The sequence below is a fragment of the Kitasatospora sp. NPDC043950 genome (genome assembly GCF_056435345.1).
In genome coordinates this window covers 54,948-74,603 of record NZ_JBWKER010000035.1, presented here as the reverse complement: position 1 = coordinate 74,603, position 19,656 = coordinate 54,948, and the positions used below count along the sequence as shown (strand labels likewise).

Below are 19,656 nucleotides of genomic sequence, written 5' to 3'. Positions count from 1 at the left end.
AGCAGGGGGCACAATCGTGGCTATCTCCGACACGATCAGCAAGAACTCACCACCACAGAGCAGTCGGGGCCGGGGCAAGGGCATCACCCTGACCGTCATCGCGGCCACGCAGTTGATGGTGGTGCTCGACGCCACCATCGTGAACATCGCGTTGCCGCAGATCAGGGACGCACTGAACTTCTCGACCACCAACCTGTCGTGGGTCATCAACGCCTACACGCTGACCTTCGGCGGGCTGCTGCTGCTCGGCGGGCGCGCGGGCGACATCCTCGGCCGCCGCCGGGTGTTCATCTTCGGGACCCTGCTGTTCGGCTTCGCCTCCCTGCTGGGCGGCTTCGCCCAGGACGGCGGGATGCTGCTGGCCGCCCGCGCGCTCCAGGGCATCGGCGGCGCGATCTGCTCACCGACGGCATTCGCCCTGATCGCCACCAACTTCGAGGAAGGGCCGGAACGCAACAAGGCGTTCGGCGTCTTCTCGGCGGTGGCCGGGTCCGGTGCCGCGATCGGCCTGCTGGCCGGCGGTCTGCTCACCGAGTACCTGGACTGGCGCTGGGTCTTCTTCGTCAACGTGCCGATCGCGGCGCTGATCGCGCTCGCCGCACCGCGCTACATCGCCGAGTCCGAGCGCCACGCGGGCCGCTTCGACCTGCCGGGCGCACTCACCTCGACGCTCGGCCTGGTCGGCCTGGTCTACGGGTTCATCCGGGCCGCCTCGGACGGCTGGTCGGACAGCATCACGCTCGGTTCCTTCGCGGGCGGTGTGCTGCTGCTCGCCGCGTTCGTCGTGATCGAGAACCGCACCGACCAGCCGATCACCCCGCTGCACCTGCTCGCCAACCGCAACCGCACCGGCGGCCTGGTGATGATGCTCTGCCTGGCCGCGGCCATGTTCGGCATCTTCTTCTACATCACGCTCTTCGTGCAGGGCCCGCTCGGCTACAGCCCGCTGAAGGCCGGCGTGTCCTTCCTCCCGATCAGCGTGTCGATCATCATCGCCGCGCAGCTCGCCTCCAGCCTCCAGGCCAAGTACGGCCCGAAGCCGTTCATGGCGGGCGGCGCCCTGCTGGTCACCGTCGGCCTCACCTGGCTGACCCAGATGAGCAAGGACAGCGGCTACCTGGACGGGGTGCTCGGCCCCACGGTCATCTTCGGCTTCGGCATGGGCCTGATCTTCGTCCCGGTGATGCTGCTCGCGGTCGCGGGCGTCCCCGGCCAGGAGACCGGTGCCGCATCCGGCCTGCTGAACTCCATGCAGCAGATCGGCGGTTCGCTCGGCCTGTCGATCCTGACCACGGTCTTCGCGCACTACGCCACCGCCGAGGGCAAGCTCCAGCAGCCGAAGTTCCTCCAGTCGGCCACTCCGGACCAGCTGGCCTACCTCCAGCAGCACCACGAGTTCCCGAAGGGCACCGACGCCGCCAACTCGGTCCTCACCCAGGGGATTTCGCACGGCTTCATCGTGGGCGCCGTACTCGCCGGGCTGGCGCTGGTGGTCTCGGTCTTCGTGATCAAGGCCAAGGCCAGCGACCTGCCGAGCGGGGCCTCCGGCGTCGCGATGCACTGAGCCCGACCAGGGCGCACCGCACCACACCGGGCCGACCGGGAGCAGCACGCTCCCGGCCGGCCCGGCCGCGTTTCCCGGCCGCGTTTCCGGGCCGCACACCAGCCCCGCCCCAAACGCACGCCCCCCGAGACAGGCGCAGGCGTCAGGGCCAGAGGTCCTGGTACCTCATCCCGGCCCGCTCGCAGGAGGTGCGCCCCTCCTCCAGCTGGTCCACCAGCGGCCGTTGCGCCAGGATCTCCCGGGCCCGGGCGGCGGAGGCGCTGGTCGCGTACCAGGGCTGTCCGGGGTGGTTCTCCAGCCCGGCGCGGATCAACTGCAACGCGCAGGTCCGCTGGGCGGCGGGGAGCCGGTCCAGGGCGGGGGCGGCGTCCGGCGAGAGGTCGCGGACGTTGCGCAGGTCGATCCGGGAGGTCCGCTCGAAGCGGGCGACGTTCTGCTCGGCGATGATCGCGTCCGGGCCCATCAGCCCGTACACCGCCGCCGCGAGCATGCCGCTGAGGACGACGACGCGGGGCAGCCAGCCCGCCGAGCGGGTCAGCCCGGCGGTGATCAGCAGCAGCAGGACGGCGCCGAGCCAGCCCTCGACCACCAGCACCCAGAGCCGCAGCCTGGTCAGTCCGGAGGCGTCGACGTAGAACCACATCCGGCCGAGCGCCGAGGCGACCACGACCAGGGCGAGCACGCAGAGCGCGCCGAGCAGGATCCGCGCCACCCGGCGGTCGGCGGGCGTGCTGCGCGGGGCCCAGCGCTTGGCGACCGCCACCACGACCAGGGTGAGCGCGGTGATCACGCTCAGCTGCCAGAAGCCCTGCCGGGCGTACTCGGAGCGGCTCATCCCGGTGTTGCGCAGGACGGCGTCGGCGCCACCGAGCACCACCAGGGCCTGGATCACCGCGAAGGCGCCGAACATCAGGTTGAGCGCGACCAGCGGCAGCGCCCACTCCAGCCGGCGGCGGGCCCGGCCCGGCCGGACGACCGTACGGTCCCAGCGGCGGGGCCCGGCCGCGATGTGGGCGAAGCCCAGGGCGGTGAACGCCCCCAGTGCGAACAGCACCGCGCGCAGCGGGAGCCCGCCGAGGTCGAGGCTGGGGCTGAGGCTGCCCAGCAGGTCCGCCATGGCGGCGTCCGCACCGGCGAACAGCAGGCCGAAGACGGTCAGCAGGACGGCGGCGACCGCGAGCGCCTTGAGCACCGGGACGATCCGGCCCCGGTGGGGCAGGCTCCGGCCGCGCAGCCCGTCCCTCAGCCAGAGCGCGCCGGGCGGCAGCTGCCAGAGGACGGCGGGCAGGGGGAGCAGGACGCCCGCCCAGCGGCGGCCGCCGTGCAGCGCGAGCGAGGCCAGGCCGAGCGCGCACCCGATGGACAGCGTCACCGGCCAGCCCGCCTCCCAGAGCGCCGGGACGGCGAGCAGGGCGACGGCGAGCAGGCTCCACACCACCGTCCAGGGCCGGATCCGGCGGCCCGCCGACCGGGCGGCGAGACCGGCCGCGGCAGCGGTGGCCCCGGCGCAGATCAGCAGGTTGACGCCCACCCCGTCGAACAGCAGCCAGGCCGTCAGCAGGCCGGTGAGCAGCGCCAGGAGGAGGACCCGGGGCGTGGCGGCCGCCCTGCGCTCGGGGTCGCTCGGACGCAGCCACCCGTGGTGCGGCGGCACGGTTACGCCGGACCCCCAATGGGGGCTGGGCGGCGTCGCGGGTCCGGGCTCGGGTGGCAGGTCGGCCGGGGCGGGCGTGGACGGGCCGGACATGAGTCCCCCTCGGTGGTCGGCGGGCATGCGGAAGCCGCCCTTGGGGCAGTCCGCCGTCGGGCGCGCTCGGCGCCGCGGCTGCAGCCGACTGTAGACCATTCTGAACAGGTTCAAAACTCAGTTCTGAACAAGTTCAGAACTCTTGGCCCGCCTTCCCGCCACCGCTCCCGCAGCCCTCCCGCAGCCCCTCCGCCACCCCTCCGTTACCCCTTCACCGACCCCGCCAGCAAGCCCCGGACGAAGTACCGCTGCAAGCTGAAGAAGACGATCAGCGGGACGATGATCGACAGGAACGCCCCGGCCGTCAGCAGCTCCCACCGCCCGCCGAAGGACCCGGACAGCTGCGCCAGCCGGACCGTCATCGGCGCCACCTCCGGCGTGCCGCCCGCGAAGGTCAGCGCGACCAGCAGGTCGTTCCAGACCCACAGGAACTGGAAGATCGCGAACGAGGCCAGCGCCGGGGTGCACAGCGGCAGCACGATCGAACGGAAGATCTTGAAGTGCGAGGCCCCGTCCACCACCGCCGCCTCCATCAGGTCCCGCGGCAGCTGGGCGATGAAGTTGTGCAGCAGGAACACCGCCAGCGGCAGCGCGAACATGGTGTGCGCCAGCCACACCGGCGCGTAGCTGCCCTTCAGGTCCACCGCCGGGATCAACGTCAGCGACCCCAGGTGCGCGCCGCCGGAGAAGAGCCGCAGCAGCGGGATCAGCGCCATCTGGATCGGCACCACCTGGAGCGCGAACACCCCGAAGAACACCGTGTCGCTCCCCCGGAACCGCACCCAGGCCAGCCCGTACGCCGCCATCGCCGCCAGCACCAGCGGGAACAGGGTGGCCGGGACGCTGATCGCCAGCGAGTTCACCAGGAACGGCATCAGCCCGGTGGAGACGCCGGAGCCGCCCTCGAACAGCACCGTGTGGTAGTTGCCCAGGCCCAGGTCCGGGTGGAGGAAGGCGTTCCACCAGCCGTTCGCCGTCACGTCCTGCTTGGGGCGCAGCGAGGTCACCAGCAGGCCCACCGTCGGGATCGTCCACAGGACGGTCACCGCGATCACGAAGACCGAGGCCAGCGGGCTGCTGAAGGCCTTCCGGACCGGGCTGCCGTGCGGCGCGCTCATCGCGCGGGCCGGCCTGTCGTGCGGTGCGCTCATCGGACCCCACGCTCCTTCCGCAGCTGGACGATGTTGTAGGCCACCAACGGCAGCACGGCGAGGAAGAGGATCACCGCGAGGGCACTGCCCCGCCCGGTGTCGAACTGCACGAAGGACTGCGAGTACATCTCGTTGGCCAGCACCTGGGTGCCGAAGTTGCCGCCGGTCATGGTGCGGACGATGTCGAAGGCCTTCAGCGTGATGATCATGATGGTGGTCAGCACCACCACCACCGTGGTGCGGATCATCGGCACCGTGACGTACCAGAACAGCCGCACCCCCTGCGCGCCGTCCAGCCGGGCCGCCTCGGTGACCTCGTCGGGGATCGCCTTGATCGCCGCCGACAGCACCACCAGCGCGAAGCCCGTCTGCACCCAGACCATCACCGCCATCAGCAGGAAGGTGTTCAGCGGCTGCGAGAGCATCCAGTTCGGCGGGTCGTCCCAGCCCACCGCGATGGCGAGTTGGCTCAGCAGGCCGATCTGCGACTGGCCCGGTCCGCGCGACTCGTAGACGAACTTGAAGATGATCGAGGCGCCGACCAGCGAGATCGCCATCGGCATGAAGATCAGCGACTTGTACACCGCCTGGCCGCGCATCCGGTCCACCAGCAGCGCCAGCACCAGGCCCAGGCCGGTCGCCGCCAACGGCGCGACCACCAGCCAGAGCAGCGTGTTGACCAGCACCTTCTGCACCGAGTCGGTGGTGAACGCCCAGCCGAAGTTCTCGCCGCCGACGAACCCGCTGCCGTCGGCGTTCTGCAGGCTCAGATAGACCGTGCGGATCAGCGGCACGACCAGGCCCACCAGCAGCAGCACCGCGGCCGGGCCGAGGAACACCACCACCGACAGCGGGCGGGAGAGTCGGCCCCGGGCCCGGCCCGCGGCGAAGAAGACCAGCAGCAGGATGCCGAGGAAGCCCGCGACGGCGCCGAGGCTGTTGCCGAACTTGACCGCCGCGTCGCCCCAGGAGCCGGTGGCGAGCGCGGTGGCCGGTGAAGGGGTTCCGGGTACGGACATGACGGTGCGTCCCTCCTGTTCTGGTGGGAAGGGGCGGGGGGGGGGGGTGGGTGCCCCCCCCCCCCCCTCGACAGGTGGTCCTGAACGGCGCACAGCCGGGCCCGGCACGAGTCCGGCCGGGCGCCCACTGCAGCCAGGCGCCCACTGCGGCCGAGTACCCACCACGGCCAGGCGCCCACTGGGGGCGTGCGCCTCGTACGGGCGGGCGGCTACTGCGGCCAGGCGGCGTCGATGTCGGCGGCGGTCTTCTGGATCGACTGCCCCTCGGCGAACCAGGCGGTCAGCGACTTCCACTCCTGCCCGGAACCGATGGCGGCCGGCATCAGGTCGGAGCCGTCGAAGCGGAAGGTCGCCGCCGGGTCGGTCAGCGCGTCCGCCGACAGCCGGTCGATCGGGTCGGTGTACAGGCTCTTGTCCACGCCCTGGTTGGCCGAGACCCAGCCCGTCGCGGTCTTCACCCGGCTGCTCGCCCAGTCCGAGCTGGACAGGTAGTTCTGCACCGCCTGCACCTCGGGCCGGCCGGAGAAGGCGGCCAGGAACTCGCCGCCGCCCTCGACCGGGTTGGGGATCGCCGGGTTCACCGCGGGCAGGTGGAAGGCGAACACGTCGCCGTCCGGGCCGACCTTGGTGCCCTTGGGCCACTGCGCCTCGTAGAACGACGCCTGCTGGAGCATGGCGCACTTGCCGGTGAGAACCGGCGCGCCCGCGTCCTGGAAGGTGGTGGTGGCGATCGACTTGACGTCGCCGTAACCGCCGTTGACCCAGGCCGGGTTCTGCATCCAGCCGGCGACGGTCTTCATCGCCGTGGTGATCTTCTCGTCGGAGAACTTCACCTGGTGGCCGACCCACTGGTCGTACACGTCACCGCCGTACGTGCCGAGCACCACCTCCTCCAGCCAGTCGGTGGCCGGCCAGCCGGTGGCCGTGCCCGAGGCGATGCCGCCGCACCAGGGCTTGGCGCCACCGGACTTGGCGATCCGGTCGCTGAGCGCCATCAGGTCCGCCCAGGTCTTCGGCACCTCGTAGCCGCCCGCCTTGAAGGCCTTCGGCGAGTACCAGACCAGCGACTTCATGTTGGCGCTCATCGGCGCCGCGTAGAAGGTGCCGTTGACCGAGCCGTAGGTCTTCCAGATCGGACTCCACCGGTCCTCGTTGGTGACCGTCTGGGCGGGTGGCTTGACCACCTTGCCGCTCTTCACCATCTGCGCCAGCAGGCCCGGCTGCGGGATGATCGCGAAGTCCGGGGCGTTGCCGCCGGCCACCCGGACCGGCAGCTGGGACTCGAAGTCGTTCGATCCCTCGTAACTGATCTTGATGCCGGTGCACTTGGCGAACTCGGCCCAGGACTTCTCCAGGTTGTCCGACTCCGGACTGAGGATCGAGGCGAACATCGTCACCGTGGTGCCCGAATGCCCGGCGTACGGCTGGTACTTGGCACAGTCGCCGGACAGCGACGGGACCGCCGCGTCACCCCCGCCGCCCGAACCGCCGGAGCTGTTGGAACAGGCCGCGGTCAGGGCCAGCGCCGCGAGCAGGGCGGGTACGACGGCCAAGCGGCGGCCGGAACCGCGATGACCGGAACTCCTGGACGGCGCGGTCGGGTTGAGGGTCAATGCGGTCCTCCTCGCCAGGGCGTGCTGCCGACGGTGGGCTGAACAACATCGCGCTGTACCGGAGACGGGCGTGCAGAGATCGCGAGCGGGCGACGGACGAACCGATCCGATGACGTTAACGCAGCCGCCAGCCGCCGCCAAGGTCCACGTCGACCTTCATCCGTCGACACCCCGACCGAGAGCTCCGCCCCCGCTCGACAGCACGACGGCCCCGCCCGGAAACCCGGACGGGGCCAAGCATCTTGACCGACTGTCAGTACGGCCGGACCGGCAGCACCTCGATCGCCGTAGTGGCGATCACCTCGGCGGCCTCCTGAGCCGGGAAGGGGCAGCCGTGCTCGCCGTACGGGTAGCTCAGGCGCGCCCGGTCGCCCCCGGCCGGGCGGCCGTCCGGCCCGCGCGCCGCCGAACCCGCCGGTTCACGCCAGCACCCCCTCGACAGCCCGCCGGACGGCCTGCGGATCCAGTCCGTGATCGACGATCACCCGGGCGCCGAAGCCGTCCCCCTCCCGGAGGACCCCCAGCAGCAGGTGCCCGACCGCGATCTGACCGGACTTGAGCCGCAGCGATTCGCGCAGCGACAGCTCCAGCGCCTTCTTCGCCCGGGCACTGAACGGACTCCGGCCCGCCCTCGAATCCAACCTGAACCAGCCCCGCCGCTTCGGCTCCTCCTCGGCCGGCGCGTCCAGCGCGCCCTCACCGAAGGCCGATTCGACCGCGGCCCGGACGGCGTCCAGGTCCACTCCGATCGAGGCCAGCGCCTGCGTGTCGTCCCCCGGCCCGAGCAGCCGGACCACTGCCCGCCGGGCGGCCCCGTGGTCCAGCCCCAGCCCGATCAGGACGCCGGCGGCCGGGTCGTCCGGCCGGGCCAGGATCGCCAGCAGCAGGTGCTCCGTCCCGATGCGGTCGTGCCGCAGCTCCCCGGCCTCCTGCTGGGCCGCAGCCACCACCTGCCGCGCCGGGTCGGTGAAACGCTCGAACATCGTTCAGCCTCCGTCCTGGTCCTTGCCGGGCCCGCGCCGGGCGTACTTCTTGTGCACCGCCTGCCTGGTGACCCCGAGGCAAACCGCGATGTCCTGCCAGGACCAGCCCCGCGACCGGGCGTTGCCCACCTGCAGGCCTTCCAGGCGGTCCGCCAGGTCGCGCAGCGCGCGGACCGCCCGGAGCCCGACCGCGGGGTCACGGCTGCTCGCCGCGGCCGCGAGTTCTCCGCTCTCACTCATGGTGTCAACTGTGGTTGACAGTTGCGGCGATGTCAACCCTGGTTGACATCAGTGGTCGCCGAACCGCTCCGCCAGCACCTCCTCGAAGGTCCCCCGGCCCACCTTCCGCTCCGGGGTGAGGTTCCCGCCCGCCCGCAGCGCCCGCCCCGAGGCCCCCGGCACCCGCACCGGCAGCAGCACCCGCCGCCGACCCGACGCCCGCAGGTAGGCCTCGGCCAGCTCCCGGTACGGCCGCACCCGCGGCCCGCCCACCTCCGGCGCGTACCCGGCCGGCCCCTCCCGCACCAGCTCCGCCACCCGCACGGCCACCTCCCGCACGTCCACCGGCTGGACCCACGCCCCGCCCGGCACCGGGAACACCGGCAGCCGCGCCGACACGTCGAAGATCCTCAGCAACAGGTCGTGGAACTGCGTCGCCCGCAGCACCGTCCACCCCAGCCCCGACTCCCGCACCACCCGCTCACAGGCGAGCTTCGCCCGGTAGTACGGGATCGGCACCCGGTCGACCCCGACGATCGACACGTACAGCAGGTGCCGCACCCCCGCCCTCCCGGCCTCCGCCACCAGCGTCCGGACCGCGGCCACGTCCTTCCGCCCCACCGTGGTCGCGCAGTCCACCACCACCTCGACCCCTGCCACCGCCCCGGCGACCCCCTCCCCGGTCACCAGGTCCCCGACCACCCACTCGACCCCCGCGCCCCCGCTCCGCACCCGCCGGCTCAACCCCCGCACCGCCACCCCGCGCGCGACCAGCAGCCGCACCACCTCCCGTCCCAGAACCCCCGTCGCCCCGGTCACCAACACCGTCCCCATCACCACACCACTCCTCCCGCCGAACGCCGTCACCCCTACCGACCGCCCACCGCCCCCATCCGTGACATCGGCGTCCGCGAAGTGCCCGGACAAACGAGAAGAGGCGGGGCGAGGACGTGAAGTCCTCGCCCCGCCTCAGCGGTGGCTCACCCGTGCGGGGTCGGTACCGGCTGTCAGCTGCAGCCGCTGGTGGAGCCGCAGCCCTCGCAGAGGTAGCAGCTGCCGGCGCGGCGCATCTTGGTTCCGCAGGAGAAGCAGAGCGGGGCGTCGGCGTTGAGGCCGAGCTGGATCTCGATCAGCTCCGTGGAGTTGTGGGCCTGTGCCGGGGAGGCCTTGGGGGCCTTGGGCGCCTCGACGGCGGGGGCCGGGGTGGCGACCACCGGCGCCGACTGGGCGAGCGACTCGGTGTCGAGCTCCTCGGCCTCCAGCGGCTCGTAGGAGCCCGTGTCCAGGTGGCGCTGGCGCTCCTCGACGGAGTGGATGCCGAGCGCCGAACGGGTCTCGAACGGCAGGAAGTCGAGCGCCAGGCGACGGAAGATGTAGTCGACGATCGACTGCGCCATCCGCACGTCCGGGTCGTCGGTCAGACCGGCCGGCTCGAAGCGCATGTTGGTGAACTTCGAGACGTAGGTCTCCAGCGGCACGCCGTACTGCAGGCCGACCGAGACGGCGATGGAAAAGGCGTCCATCATGCCCGCGAGGGTCGAGCCCTGCTTGGACATCTTGAGGAAGACCTCGCCGAGGCCGTCGTCCGGGTAGGAGTTGGCGGTCATGTAGCCCTCGGCGCCACCGACCGTGAAGGAGGTGGTGATGCCCGGGCGGCCCTTGGGCAGGCGCTTGCGGACCGGGCGGTACTCGACGACCTTCTCGACCGCGGCGGCCGGGGCCTCCTCGGCCTTGGCCTCGGAGTCCTTCTTCTTGGCCGAGAGCGGCTGGCCGACCTTCGAGTTTTCGCGGTAGATGGCGAGCGCCTTGACGCCCATCTTCCACGCCTCGAAGTAGATCTCCTCGATGTCCTCGATGGTCGCGGAGGCCGGCATGTTCACGGTCTTGGAGATCGCACCGGAGATCCAGGGCTGGATCGCGGCCATCATCCGGACGTGGCCCATGGCCGAGATGACCCGCTCGCCCATCGCGCAGTCGAAGACCTCGTAGTGCTCGGCCTTGAGGCCCGGGGCGTCCACCACGTTGCCGTGCTCGGCGATGTGGGCGACGACCGCCTCGATCTGCTCGTCCTGGTAGCCGAGGCGCTTGAGGGCGCGCGGCACGGTGCCGTTGACGATCTGCATCGAGCCGCCGCCGACGAGCTTCTTGAACTTGACGAGCGCCAGGTCCGGCTCGACGCCGGTGGTGTCGCAGTCCATCATCAGGCCGATGGTGCCGGTGGGGGCGAGCACCGAGGCCTGGGCGTTGCGGAAACCGTTCTGCGCGCCGATCCGCAGGACGTCCTGCCAGGTGTCGTTGGCCACGGCCCAGACCGGGGCGTCCAGGTCGTCGAGCGAGACGGCGGCGAGCGAGGCGTCCGCGTGCTGCTTCATGACCAGCTGGTGCGGGGCGGCGTTGCGGGCGTAGCCGTCGTACGGGCCGACGACGCCGGCGAGTTCGGCGCCGCGGCGGTAGGCGGTGCCGGTCATCAGCGAGGTGATGGCGCCGGCCAGGGCGCGGCCGCCCTCGCTGTCGTAGGCGTGGCCGGTGGCCATCAGCAGGGCGCCGAGGTTGGCGTAACCGACGCCGAGCTGGCGGTAGGCGCGGGTGGTCTCGCCGATCTTCTCGGTGGGGAAGTCGGCGAAGCAGATGGAGATGTCCATCGCGGTGATGACCAGCTCGACGACCTTGGCGAAGGTCTCCGCGTCGAAGGAGTCGTCATCGCGCAGGAACTTCATCAGGTTCAGCGAGGCGAGGTTGCAGCTGGAGTTGTCCAGGTGCATGTACTCGGAGCAGGGGTTGGACGCGTTGATGCGGCCGGACTCCGGGCAGGTGTGCCAGTGGTTGATGGTGGAGTCGTACTGGATTCCGGGGTCGGCGCAGGCCCAGGCGGCCTCGGCCATCTTGCGGAACAGCTCCTTGGCGTCGACGGTCTCGATGACCTCGCCGGTCATCCGGGCGCGCAGGCCGAATTCGGTGCCGTTCTCGACGGCGGTCATGAATTCGTCGGAGACGCGGACGGAGTTGTTGGCGTTCTGGTACTGGACGGAGGTGATGTCGTCGCCACCGAGGTCCATGTCGAAGCCGGCGTCGCGCAGGGCGCGGATCTTCTCCTCCTCCTTCACCTTGGTCTCGATGAAGGCCTCGACGTCGGGGTGGTCGACGTCGAGCACGACCATCTTCGCCGCGCGGCGGGTGGCGCCGCCGGACTTGATGGTGCCGGCGGAGGCGTCGGCGCCGCGCATGAAGGAGACCGGGCCGGAGGCGTTGCCGCCGGAGGACAGCAGTTCCTTCGAGGAGCGGATGCGGGAGAGGTTGAGGCCGGCGCCGGAGCCGCCCTTGAAGATCATGCCCTCTTCCTTGTACCAGTCGAGGATCGACTCCATGGAGTCGTCGACGGACAGGATGAAGCAGGCGCTGACCTGCTGGGGCTGCTTGGTGCCGACGTTGAACCAGACCGGCGAGTTGAAGCTGAACACCTGGTGGAGGAGGGCGTGCGTCAGCTCGTGCTCGAAGATCTCGGCGTCGTCCTTGGTGGCGAAGTAGCCGTGCTTCTCGCCGGCGGCGCGGTAGGTGAGCACCACGCGGTCGATGATCTGCTTGAGGCTCCACTCGCGCTGGGGAGTGCCGACGGCGCCGCGGAAGTACTTGGACGTGACGATGTTGACGGCGTTGACCGACCAGAAGTCGGGGAACTCGACGCCGCGCTGCTCGAAGTTGATGGACCCGTCGCGCCAGTTGGTCATGACGACGTCGCGGCGCTCCCAGCGCACCTCGTCGTACGGGTGCACGCCAGGAGTGGTGTAGATGCGCCCGATCCGCAGACCGCCCTTGGGCGCCTTGCCGCCGCCCTTGGCCGTGGTCTTGTCGGACTTCGACCCGCGTGCGGAACCGCTCGTGGTGTCTGTCACTTCTTCCTCCTCCTGGGCAAACGCCCGAGGTGCCCCGAAAAGTCCGGGCACCGCTGGTTCGTTCTTCCGGTGTGCGGGCAGGCGGAGACCTCGCCTGCTTGCGCACGGTTTGTTGTGTTCTGTGCCCTTTTTTCGGGCATGCGTGGGCCCCGTGGGACCCGTGGTGCAGCAAGGCCCGCCAGGGGGCCGGGTGCCGGCGCCTCCTAGGGCGCGGCGGCGGCGACGGGCACGCAGGTGCCGTCCGCCTCGGGGACGGGCCGTTCGGCGCGGAGTTCCGCGATGGCGGCCTCGAAGTCTTCCAGTCCGTCGTACGCCTGGTACACGCTGGCGAAGCGCAGGAAGGCGACCACGTCGAGCTCCTTGAGCGGGCCGAGTATGGCCAGCCCGACGTCGTGGGTGGTCAGCTCGGCGTTGCCGGTGGCGCGCACGCACTCCTCGACCCGCTGGCCGAGCTGGGCGAGGGCGTCCTCGGTGACCGGGCGGCCCTGACAGGCCTTGCGGACGCCGGTGATGACCTTCTCCCGGGAGAAGGGTTCGGTGACCCCGCTGCGCTTGATGACCATCAGCGCGGCCGTCTCCACGGTGGTGAAGCGGCGGCCGCAGTCCGGGCACTGCCGACGACGGCGGATCGAGCTGCCGTCCTCATTGGTCCGGCTGTCGACAACACGGCTGTCGGAGTGCCGGCAGAAGGGGCAGTGCACCTGAGGATCCCTCCCTGGCAGGACGTGCGGACCTGTTGAGTCTATGCGATGCGACCCCGGCCTCGGCAAGCTGATCATGCGCCGCAACCACTAGTACTGGGCACGGAGAGGACTGTAGCCACTAGATGTAGGTCTCCGGGGGAAGCGCCACCCCTGGCGTGTCGGCACCGATTAGACTGCCGAAGTCGAGATCCGATCGAACATTTACTCGATGCACAACCTTGATGTACAGCAAAGCCTTGATCGAGTCAGCCAACTCTCGAATAATTCACTCGAACGTGTGTTTGGCGCAACCTTTCGATAGGAGGGGCGTTGGGCTGGAAAAGGGGAGAGGACAGCCGTCGAGAGGGGCCGCCGTGAACACCATCGAAAGCAACACCATCCCGGTGCAGGAACACTCCCAGTTCAAGGTGGGGCAGCGCACCACGAATCAGCAGAGCGTGGACATCAGCATGGACCGTAGCGAAGACCAGCGCCTCTCCGGCCCGGCCCTTTCCAGCACGGGCCGCGTTCCCGACCAGCCGATCGAACACTCCCCCGCGCTCGACGACGCCCACCAGGCGCCCACCCGCGCGCTGCCCGGCCGCCCCCCCGGCATCCGCACCGACGAGGCCGGTCTCACCGAGCGCCAGCGCCGCGTGATCGAGGTCATCCGGGACTCCGTCCAGCGCCGCGGCTACCCGCCGTCCATGCGCGAGATCGGCCAGGCCGTCGGCCTGTCCAGCACCTCCTCGGTCGCCCACCAGCTGATGGCCCTGGAGCGCAAGGGCTTCCTGCGCCGCGACCCGCACCGCCCGCGCGCCTACGAGGTCCGCGGCGTCGAGGTGGCCCGCCCGAACACCGCCGAGACGGCCGGCCGGCCGTCCACCTCGTACGTGCCGCTGGTCGGCCGGATCGCCGCCGGCGGCCCGATCCTGGCCGAGCAGACGGTCGAGGACGTCTTCCCGCTGCCCCGCCAGCTGGTCGGCGAGGGCGAGCTGTTCGCGCTCACCGTGCGCGGCGACTCGATGATCGAGGCGGCCATCTGCGACGGCGACTGGGTCACCGTGCGCCGGCAGCCGGTCGCCGAGAACGGCGACATCGTGGCCGCGATGATCGACGGCGAGGCCACGGTCAAGCGGCTCAAGCGCGAGGACGGCCGGATCTGGCTGATGCCGCACAACCCGGCGTACGAGCCGATCAACGGCGACAACGCCACCATCCTGGGCAAGGTGGTCGCGGTCCTGCGCCGCCTCTGACGCCTCGCGCGCACCCAGCGGGAAGGGGCTCCACCGCGCGGTCGCGGGGAGCCCCTCCGGCGTCTCCGGGGCTTCCGGGCCCCGCCTCGGCCCCGGGGGCGGGCTGGACGGAACCCCGGATCACCGCACCGCTCAGCCCCGCTTCACCACCGGCTTGACCGGCGGCGCCGAGGCGTCGATCGCCGCCAGCGAGCGGCGCACCTGGTTGCGGTCCGTGGTGTACCAGAACTCCGGCATCGAGGAGCGGAAGAAGCTCCCGTACCGCTTGGTCTCCACCCGCGGGTCGAGCACCGCGACCACGCCCCGGTCCTCGGCCGCGCGCACCAGCCGGCCGGCGCCCTGCGCCATCAGCAGCGCCGCGTGCGTCGCCGCGACGGCCATGAAGCCGTTCCCGCCACGCTGTTCGACGTCCTTCTGGCGGGCGCTCATCAGCGGGTCGTCCGGCCGGGGGAACGGGATGCGGTCCATCACGACCAGCTGGCAGGCCGAGCCGGGCACGTCCACGCCCTGCCAGAGCGAGAGCGTGCCGAACAGGCAGGTGGACGCGTCCGAGGCGAACTCCCGGATCAACTCGCCCAGGGTGTCCTCCCCCTGGAGCAGGATCCGGTTGTCCAGCCGCTCCCGCAGCGCCTCGGCGGCCGTCTGGGCGCCGCGCATCGAGGAGAACAGGCCCAGCGTGCGCCCGCCGGCCGCGCCGATCAGCTCCGCCAACTCGTCCAGCATGTCCGGCCGTTCGGGATCGCGGCCGGGATCTGCGAGGTGCCGGGCGACGTACAGGATGCCCTGCTTGGGGTACTTGAACGGCGAGCCGACGTCGATGCCGCGCCAGTGCGGCACCGCGTCCTCGCCGAACCCGGAACCGGCCGAAGGATTGTCCCCGGGGGTGCGCTGGTCCGGCAGCCGGGAGTCCGAGGGCAGGCCGACGGAGGCGGCGACGCCGTTGAAGTCCCCGCCGAGCTTGAGGGTGGCCGAGGTGAGCACCACCGAGCGCTCCTTGTAGAGGCCCTCGCGCAGCAGCCCGGAGACGCTGAGCGGCGCGACCCGCAGCGAGCCGGTGCCCATGCCGAAGCGGTCGCTGCGCTCGATCCAGACCACGTCGTACTCGGAGTCCTCCAGCAGCCGCTCGGCGGTCTCGTGCAGCGACTCGGCGGAGGCCATCGCCTGCTTGCGGACGGCGTCCTCGTCGCTGAGCCCCTTGTCGCGGGTCTCGCCGAGCGAGCTGATCACCTGGCGGGCGGCGTCCCGGATCGAGGTGACCGCGTACGCCAGGTACTCGGGCAGTTCCTCGACCCGGCCGGGCTGGGCGGTCTCCATCAGGCCGTGGTAGTTCTCGGCGGCGGCCTGCAAGGCGTCCACGGCCTTCTCGTTGGCGAGCCGGGCGGCGCGCTTGACCGCCCGGTTGACCGCGCCGACGGTCAGTTCGGCGGTGGCCGCGCCGGTGACCCGGTTGACCAGCTCGTGCGCCTCGTCGACGATCAGCAGCCCGTGCTCGGGCAGCACCGGCGCGCCCTCGATCGCGTCGATCGCGAGCATCGCGTGGTTGGTGACCACGACGTCGGCCAGCTTGGCCCGCTCCCGGGCCTTCTCGGCGAAGCACTCCTGCCCGTATGCGCAGCGGGTGGCGCCCAGGCACTCCTTGGAGGTGACCGCCAGCTGGGCCCAGGCCTTGTCGGAGACGCCGGGGCTGAGGTCGTCCCGGTCCCCGGTGTCGGTCTCGTCGGCCCACTCGCGCAGCCGCAGCACGTCCTGCCCGAGCTTGCTGGCGGGCCCGCCGAGCGCCTCGGCCGCGTCGAACAGGCCCTCGCCCTCGTCGCTCGGGGTGCCCTCGTTGGCCCGGTGCAGGCACAGGTAGTTGGAGCGGCCCTTGAGCATCGCGAACAGCGGGCGGCGGCGCAGCACCGGGTGCAGCGCCTCGACCGTGCGCGGCAAGTCCCGTTCGACGAGCTGGCGTTGCAGCGCCAGGGTGGCGGTGGCGACCACCACGCGGTCCCCGTGGGCGAGCGCGGGCACCAGGTAGGCGAGGGACTTCCCGGTGCCGGTGCCAGCCTGGACGAGCAGGTGCTCGGCGTTGTCGACGGCATCGGCGACGGCCTCGGCCATCCGGACCTGACCGGGGCGCTCGACGCCGCCGACGGCCGCCACCGCGGCGTGCAGCAGGTCGGGGATGCGGGAGCGCGGGACGGCGACGGCTTCCTCGACGTCGGCGGCGGCGCCGCCGTCCTCGCCAGGGAGCTCGGTCTCGCCGGGGAGCTGGGTTTCGGAGTCGTTCGTCATGACCCTCCCAGCCTACGGGGCGGGGGTGACAATCCGGCTCCGTCGCCCGGGAAGATCCGCCTCCAGGGTCACCAGGGCGTTGGGGACGGTCCCGTACCGGGCGGCGTGCGGGCGGTGCGGGCGGTCCTGGTAGCCGTCGAGCAGCAGCCGGTTGCGGTTGAGGCAGAGCCGGTCGATCCGCGGCCGGAACAGGTCGAACAGCTCGAAGCGCTCGCCCAGGCCGGGGAAGCGGTCCTGGTAGCGGCGGATCTCGGCCCGCAGCAGGGCCCAGAACTCGGCCTCGGGCAGCCCGGTCTGCGCCTCCAGCAGCGGGGCGAGGTAGCGCAGGACGCCGATGAACAGCCCGGAGTGGAGGAACTGGCAGAGCCCCTGAGGGCCGTCCCGCAGCAGGACGTCGTCGACCTCGGCGGGCAGGTCGCGCAGTTCGGGCAGGTCCTGGTCGCTGAGGTTGACGTCGTCGACGAAGTCCTTGACCGCGAGCCTGGTCGGCGCGTCGTGCTCGTCGAAGACGACGATGGCGTTCTCGCCGTGCGGGGAGAAGACCAGCCCGTACCGGTAGAGGAAGTGCAGCAGCGGCGGCAGCACCGCGCCGAACAGCCGGCCGGTCCAGGCGGCGGGAGTGAGCCCGGAGCGGGCGATCAGTTCGGCGGCGAGCGCCCGGCCGTCGGAGCCGGTCTGCAGCAGGGCGGCCAGGGTGCGGGCGCGTTCGCCGCCGGCCAGGAAGGGGCCGAGGGGTTCGCGCCAGATCGCGCCGAGGAGTTCCTTGTACTGGTAGGGCGCCTCGGGCAGCTCTCGGTAGAGCGGGTGGTCGACGGTGACGGAGGCGATCTCGCCGAGCAGGATCACCCGGCACTCGTCGCGCAGGTACGGGTCGGCGTCGCGCAGACCGTGGATCCAGGCGGTGACGGCGGGCGCGGCGAGGGTGCGTTCGGTGGGCAGGCCGCGCCAGACCAGGGTGTTGAGGACGGACAGCGGCAGTTTGACGGTGCAGCGCTCGGGGTGGGCGGTGTTGAAGAAGGAGCGGATGGACTGCTGGGGCAGCCGTGGGTCGCCGTCGGAGGGCAGCGGGACGATCTCGCCGGAGGCGATCCAGGGTGCGAACAGCGGGACGATCGTCTCGTCCCACTGCCAGGGGTGGACGGGCAGCAGCAGGTAGTCGTCGGCGGCCGGGCCGAGGGCGGCGCGCAGCGCGTCCGGGTCGTCGAGTTCGCGGGCGTACAGCTGCTCGGGCCGCTCCAGGCCGGGCACGCCGCGGTACTCGGCGAGCCGGCGGTGGACGGCGATCCAGGGCAGCGGGCGCGGGGTGCGGGCCTCCGGGGCCCAGCGGGCGGCGTCGGTGGCGGAGAAGCCGATCCGGCCCTTGTTGGGGACGATCCAGGGGTGGCCGTCCTGGCGGCCCTCCAGGGCGGGGTGGTCGAGGTCGGCGAGTTCGGCGGCGGTGAGCGCGGTGGCGAGCTGGTGCGCGTCGGCGGTCAGGGTGGCGGTGAGTTCGCGGATCAGGTGGCCGGTGGTCTCGCCGCGCAGGCCGAGGGCGTGCCGGGCGTGCGGGAGGAAGCGCAGCGGGTCGAGGCCGTCCGGGTCGGAGCAGCGGACCGACTCCGGGTCGACCCGCCAGCTTCCGTACGCGCCGCGGCGGGCGGTGAAGCGGTACTCGGCCTCGGGCAGCCAGAGCAGGTACTCGCCGTCGGCGGCGGCGCGGACGGGCGTGAGCAGTTCCTCGTAGGCGAACTCGCCGAGCATCTTGGCCAGCAGGGCGCGCCCGGCCCGCCGCCAGTGCCCGGCGGTCAGGTGCGGGGGCAGGTACAACGGCGGTTCAGCGGCCGACGGTTGCGGCACGGGTCAGCTCCTGGGGACGGGGGACGGTGGGGGTGCTCTCGGTGGGGGTGCCCTCGGCGGCAGCGGCGGCAGCGGCGGCAGCGCCCGCGGCGGGGGCGGTCCCGGGCGGCGCGAAGCCGGTCCAGGCGGTGCGGGCGGGCAGCCGGTGGACGGTCCGGCCGGTGACGGCGTTGAGGATCACGGCGGCCCGGTGGGCGCCGAGTCCCAGGTCGGGGGCGCCGACGCCGTGGGTGTGCAGTTCGGCGTTCTGGACGTAGAGGCCGCCGGTGAGTTCGGGCCGGGTGGCGACCCGGTGGTCGAGGTCGACCCGGTAGCGCCCGCCCCGGTCCCAGTCGATCAGCCGGGCGAGCGGTTCGAGCGCGGCCGGCCGGGCGGCCCGGTAGCCGGTGGCGAGCACCACGGCGTCGGTGCGCAGGACGTGTTCGGCGCCGGAGTCGCCGTGCCGGCAGTGCAGTTCGAGGCCGCCGCAGGGGCCGGGGCGGGCTTCGGTGACGGCGGTGCCGGGGGTGATGTCGACCGGGGCGGTGTCGATCGGGCGGCCGATGGTGCGTTCGTAGAGGTGGTCGTGGATCTCGGCGAGGGTTTCGGCGCTGGCGGCCTTGTGGAGTTGCCACTGGGCGGCGACCAGGGTGTCCCGGACGGGTTCGGGCAGGCTGTGGAAGTAGCGGGTGTAGTCGGGGGTGAAGTGCTCCAGGCCGAGCTTGGAGTACTCCATCGGCGCGAGCGCCCTGGTCCGGGTGAGCCAGCGCAGCCGGACGCCGTCGCCGTCGTGGCGGCGGAGCAGGTCGAGGAAGACCTCGGCGCCGGACTGCCCGCTGCCGACCACGGTGATGTCCCGGACGCCGACGAGGTCGCCGCGGCGGTCCAGGTAGTCGGCGGAGTGGAAGGCGCGCGGGTGACCGTCGAGGGCGGTGAAGGCCTCGGGCAGGACGGGCCGGGTGCCGACGCCGAGGGCGAGGTTGCGGGCGTGCACCTCGGTCCGCCGCCCGGTCGCGGTGTCGGTCAGCTCGGCCCGGAAGTGCGGGGCTTCCCAGTGCAGGGCGGTGACCTCGGTGCCGAAGCGGCAGTTGGCGAGCCGTTCGGCGGCCCACCGGCAGTAGTGGTCGTACTCGCGGCGGGGCAGTTGGAAGCGCTCGGCGAAGTAGAACGGGAAGAGCCGGTCCTGGTCGCGCAGGTAGTTGAGGAAGGACCACGGGTTGGTCGGGTCGACGAGGGAGACCAGGTCGGCGAGGAACGGCACCTGCATCCGGGCCCCGTCCACCAGCATGCCGGGGTGCCAGCGGAACTCCGGGCGCTGGTCGCAGAAGAGCGTGCGCAGGCCGGGGACGGGCGCGGCGAGCGCGGCGAGCGAGAGGTTGAAGGGGCCGATGCCGACGCCGAGCAGGTCGTACGGCGGCTGGGGTGCTGGGGTGTCCACGGGG

At 71.9% G+C, this 19,656-nt stretch carries 14 protein-coding genes; 2 read left to right on the top strand and 12 right to left on the bottom strand.

What is annotated here, in order from left to right; genetic code table 11:
• Nucleotides 1-16 precede the first annotated feature (16 nt).
• A complete protein-coding gene (locus AC07BF_RS23410) occupies nt 17-1,564 on the top strand; it encodes an MFS transporter (protein ID WP_400808539.1) in 1,548 nt (515 codons plus the stop codon).
• 142 nt (nt 1,565-1,706) lie between these two features.
• Here AC07BF_RS23410 and AC07BF_RS23405 read toward each other — a convergent pair whose 3' ends face one another.
• The 9 genes from AC07BF_RS23405 to nrdR all read right to left on the bottom strand — a co-directional run bounded on the left by AC07BF_RS23405 (nt 1,707) and on the right by nrdR (nt 12,887).
• On the bottom strand, nt 1,707-3,218 hold the full coding sequence (locus tag AC07BF_RS23405; RefSeq protein ID WP_400988754.1) for a DUF4153 domain-containing protein: 1,512 nt from the start codon (nt 3,216-3,218) through the stop codon (nt 1,707-1,709).
• A gap of 296 nt (nt 3,219-3,514) precedes the next feature.
• Nucleotides 3,515-4,462, bottom strand: a complete 948-nt coding sequence (locus AC07BF_RS23400) for a carbohydrate ABC transporter permease (RefSeq protein WP_350880131.1) — start codon at nt 4,460-4,462, stop codon at nt 3,515-3,517.
• Nucleotides 4,459-5,481, bottom strand: coding sequence for a carbohydrate ABC transporter permease (locus AC07BF_RS23395; protein WP_363630341.1), 1,023 nt, complete (start codon nt 5,479-5,481; stop codon nt 4,459-4,461). Before AC07BF_RS23395 ends, AC07BF_RS23400 begins: the two co-directional genes overlap by 4 nt.
• Before the next feature lie 209 nt (nt 5,482-5,690).
• A complete protein-coding gene (locus tag AC07BF_RS23390) occupies nt 5,691-7,094 on the bottom strand; it encodes an ABC transporter substrate-binding protein (RefSeq protein ID WP_363623216.1) in 1,404 nt (467 codons plus the stop codon).
• Between the two features lie 419 nt (nt 7,095-7,513).
• On the bottom strand, nt 7,514-8,077 hold the full coding sequence (locus AC07BF_RS23385) for a Clp protease N-terminal domain-containing protein (RefSeq protein ID WP_363584546.1): 564 nt from the start codon (nt 8,075-8,077) through the stop codon (nt 7,514-7,516).
• A gap of 3 nt (nt 8,078-8,080) precedes the next feature.
• Nucleotides 8,081-8,317, bottom strand: a complete 237-nt coding sequence (locus tag AC07BF_RS23380) for an RNA polymerase subunit sigma-70 (protein WP_363584548.1) — start codon at nt 8,315-8,317, stop codon at nt 8,081-8,083.
• Nucleotides 8,318-8,365: 48 nt separating this feature from the next.
• On the bottom strand, nt 8,366-9,130 hold the full coding sequence (locus tag AC07BF_RS23375; RefSeq protein WP_400988752.1) for an SDR family oxidoreductase: 765 nt from the start codon (nt 9,128-9,130) through the stop codon (nt 8,366-8,368).
• Between the two features lie 173 nt (nt 9,131-9,303).
• A complete protein-coding gene (locus AC07BF_RS23370) occupies nt 9,304-12,186 on the bottom strand; it encodes a vitamin B12-dependent ribonucleotide reductase (RefSeq protein WP_400988750.1) in 2,883 nt (960 codons plus the stop codon).
• A gap of 203 nt (nt 12,187-12,389) precedes the next feature.
• Entirely contained in the window at nt 12,390-12,887 is a 498-nt protein-coding gene (nrdR, locus tag AC07BF_RS23365; RefSeq protein WP_063349343.1) for a transcriptional regulator NrdR, read from the bottom strand.
• A gap of 452 nt (nt 12,888-13,339) precedes the next feature.
• Between nrdR and lexA the strand changes: the two genes are divergently transcribed.
• Nucleotides 13,340-14,125, top strand: coding sequence for a transcriptional repressor LexA (gene lexA, locus AC07BF_RS23360; protein WP_371522837.1), 786 nt, complete (start codon nt 13,340-13,342; stop codon nt 14,123-14,125).
• A 132-nt stretch (nt 14,126-14,257) separates the two neighbouring features.
• On the opposite strand, the gene AC07BF_RS23355 is transcribed toward lexA, so the two are convergent.
• From AC07BF_RS23355 to AC07BF_RS23345, 3 genes are read right to left on the bottom strand one after another with little or no spacing between them, the layout of a single operon-like run.
• The gene (locus tag AC07BF_RS23355) at nt 14,258-16,399 is read right to left on the bottom strand and encodes an ATP-dependent DNA helicase (RefSeq protein ID WP_363630347.1); all 2,142 of its coding nucleotides are present in this window, start codon (nt 16,397-16,399) and stop codon (nt 14,258-14,260) included.
• A gap of 12 nt (nt 16,400-16,411) precedes the next feature.
• On the bottom strand, nt 16,412-18,235 hold the full coding sequence (locus AC07BF_RS23350) for an IucA/IucC family protein (protein WP_400335081.1): 1,824 nt from the start codon (nt 18,233-18,235) through the stop codon (nt 16,412-16,414).
• Nucleotides 18,213-19,652, bottom strand: coding sequence for a lysine N(6)-hydroxylase/L-ornithine N(5)-oxygenase family protein (locus tag AC07BF_RS23345; protein WP_400988748.1), 1,440 nt, complete (start codon nt 19,650-19,652; stop codon nt 18,213-18,215). Before AC07BF_RS23345 ends, AC07BF_RS23350 begins: the two co-directional genes overlap by 23 nt.
• Nucleotides 19,653-19,656: the final 4 nt, after the last annotated feature.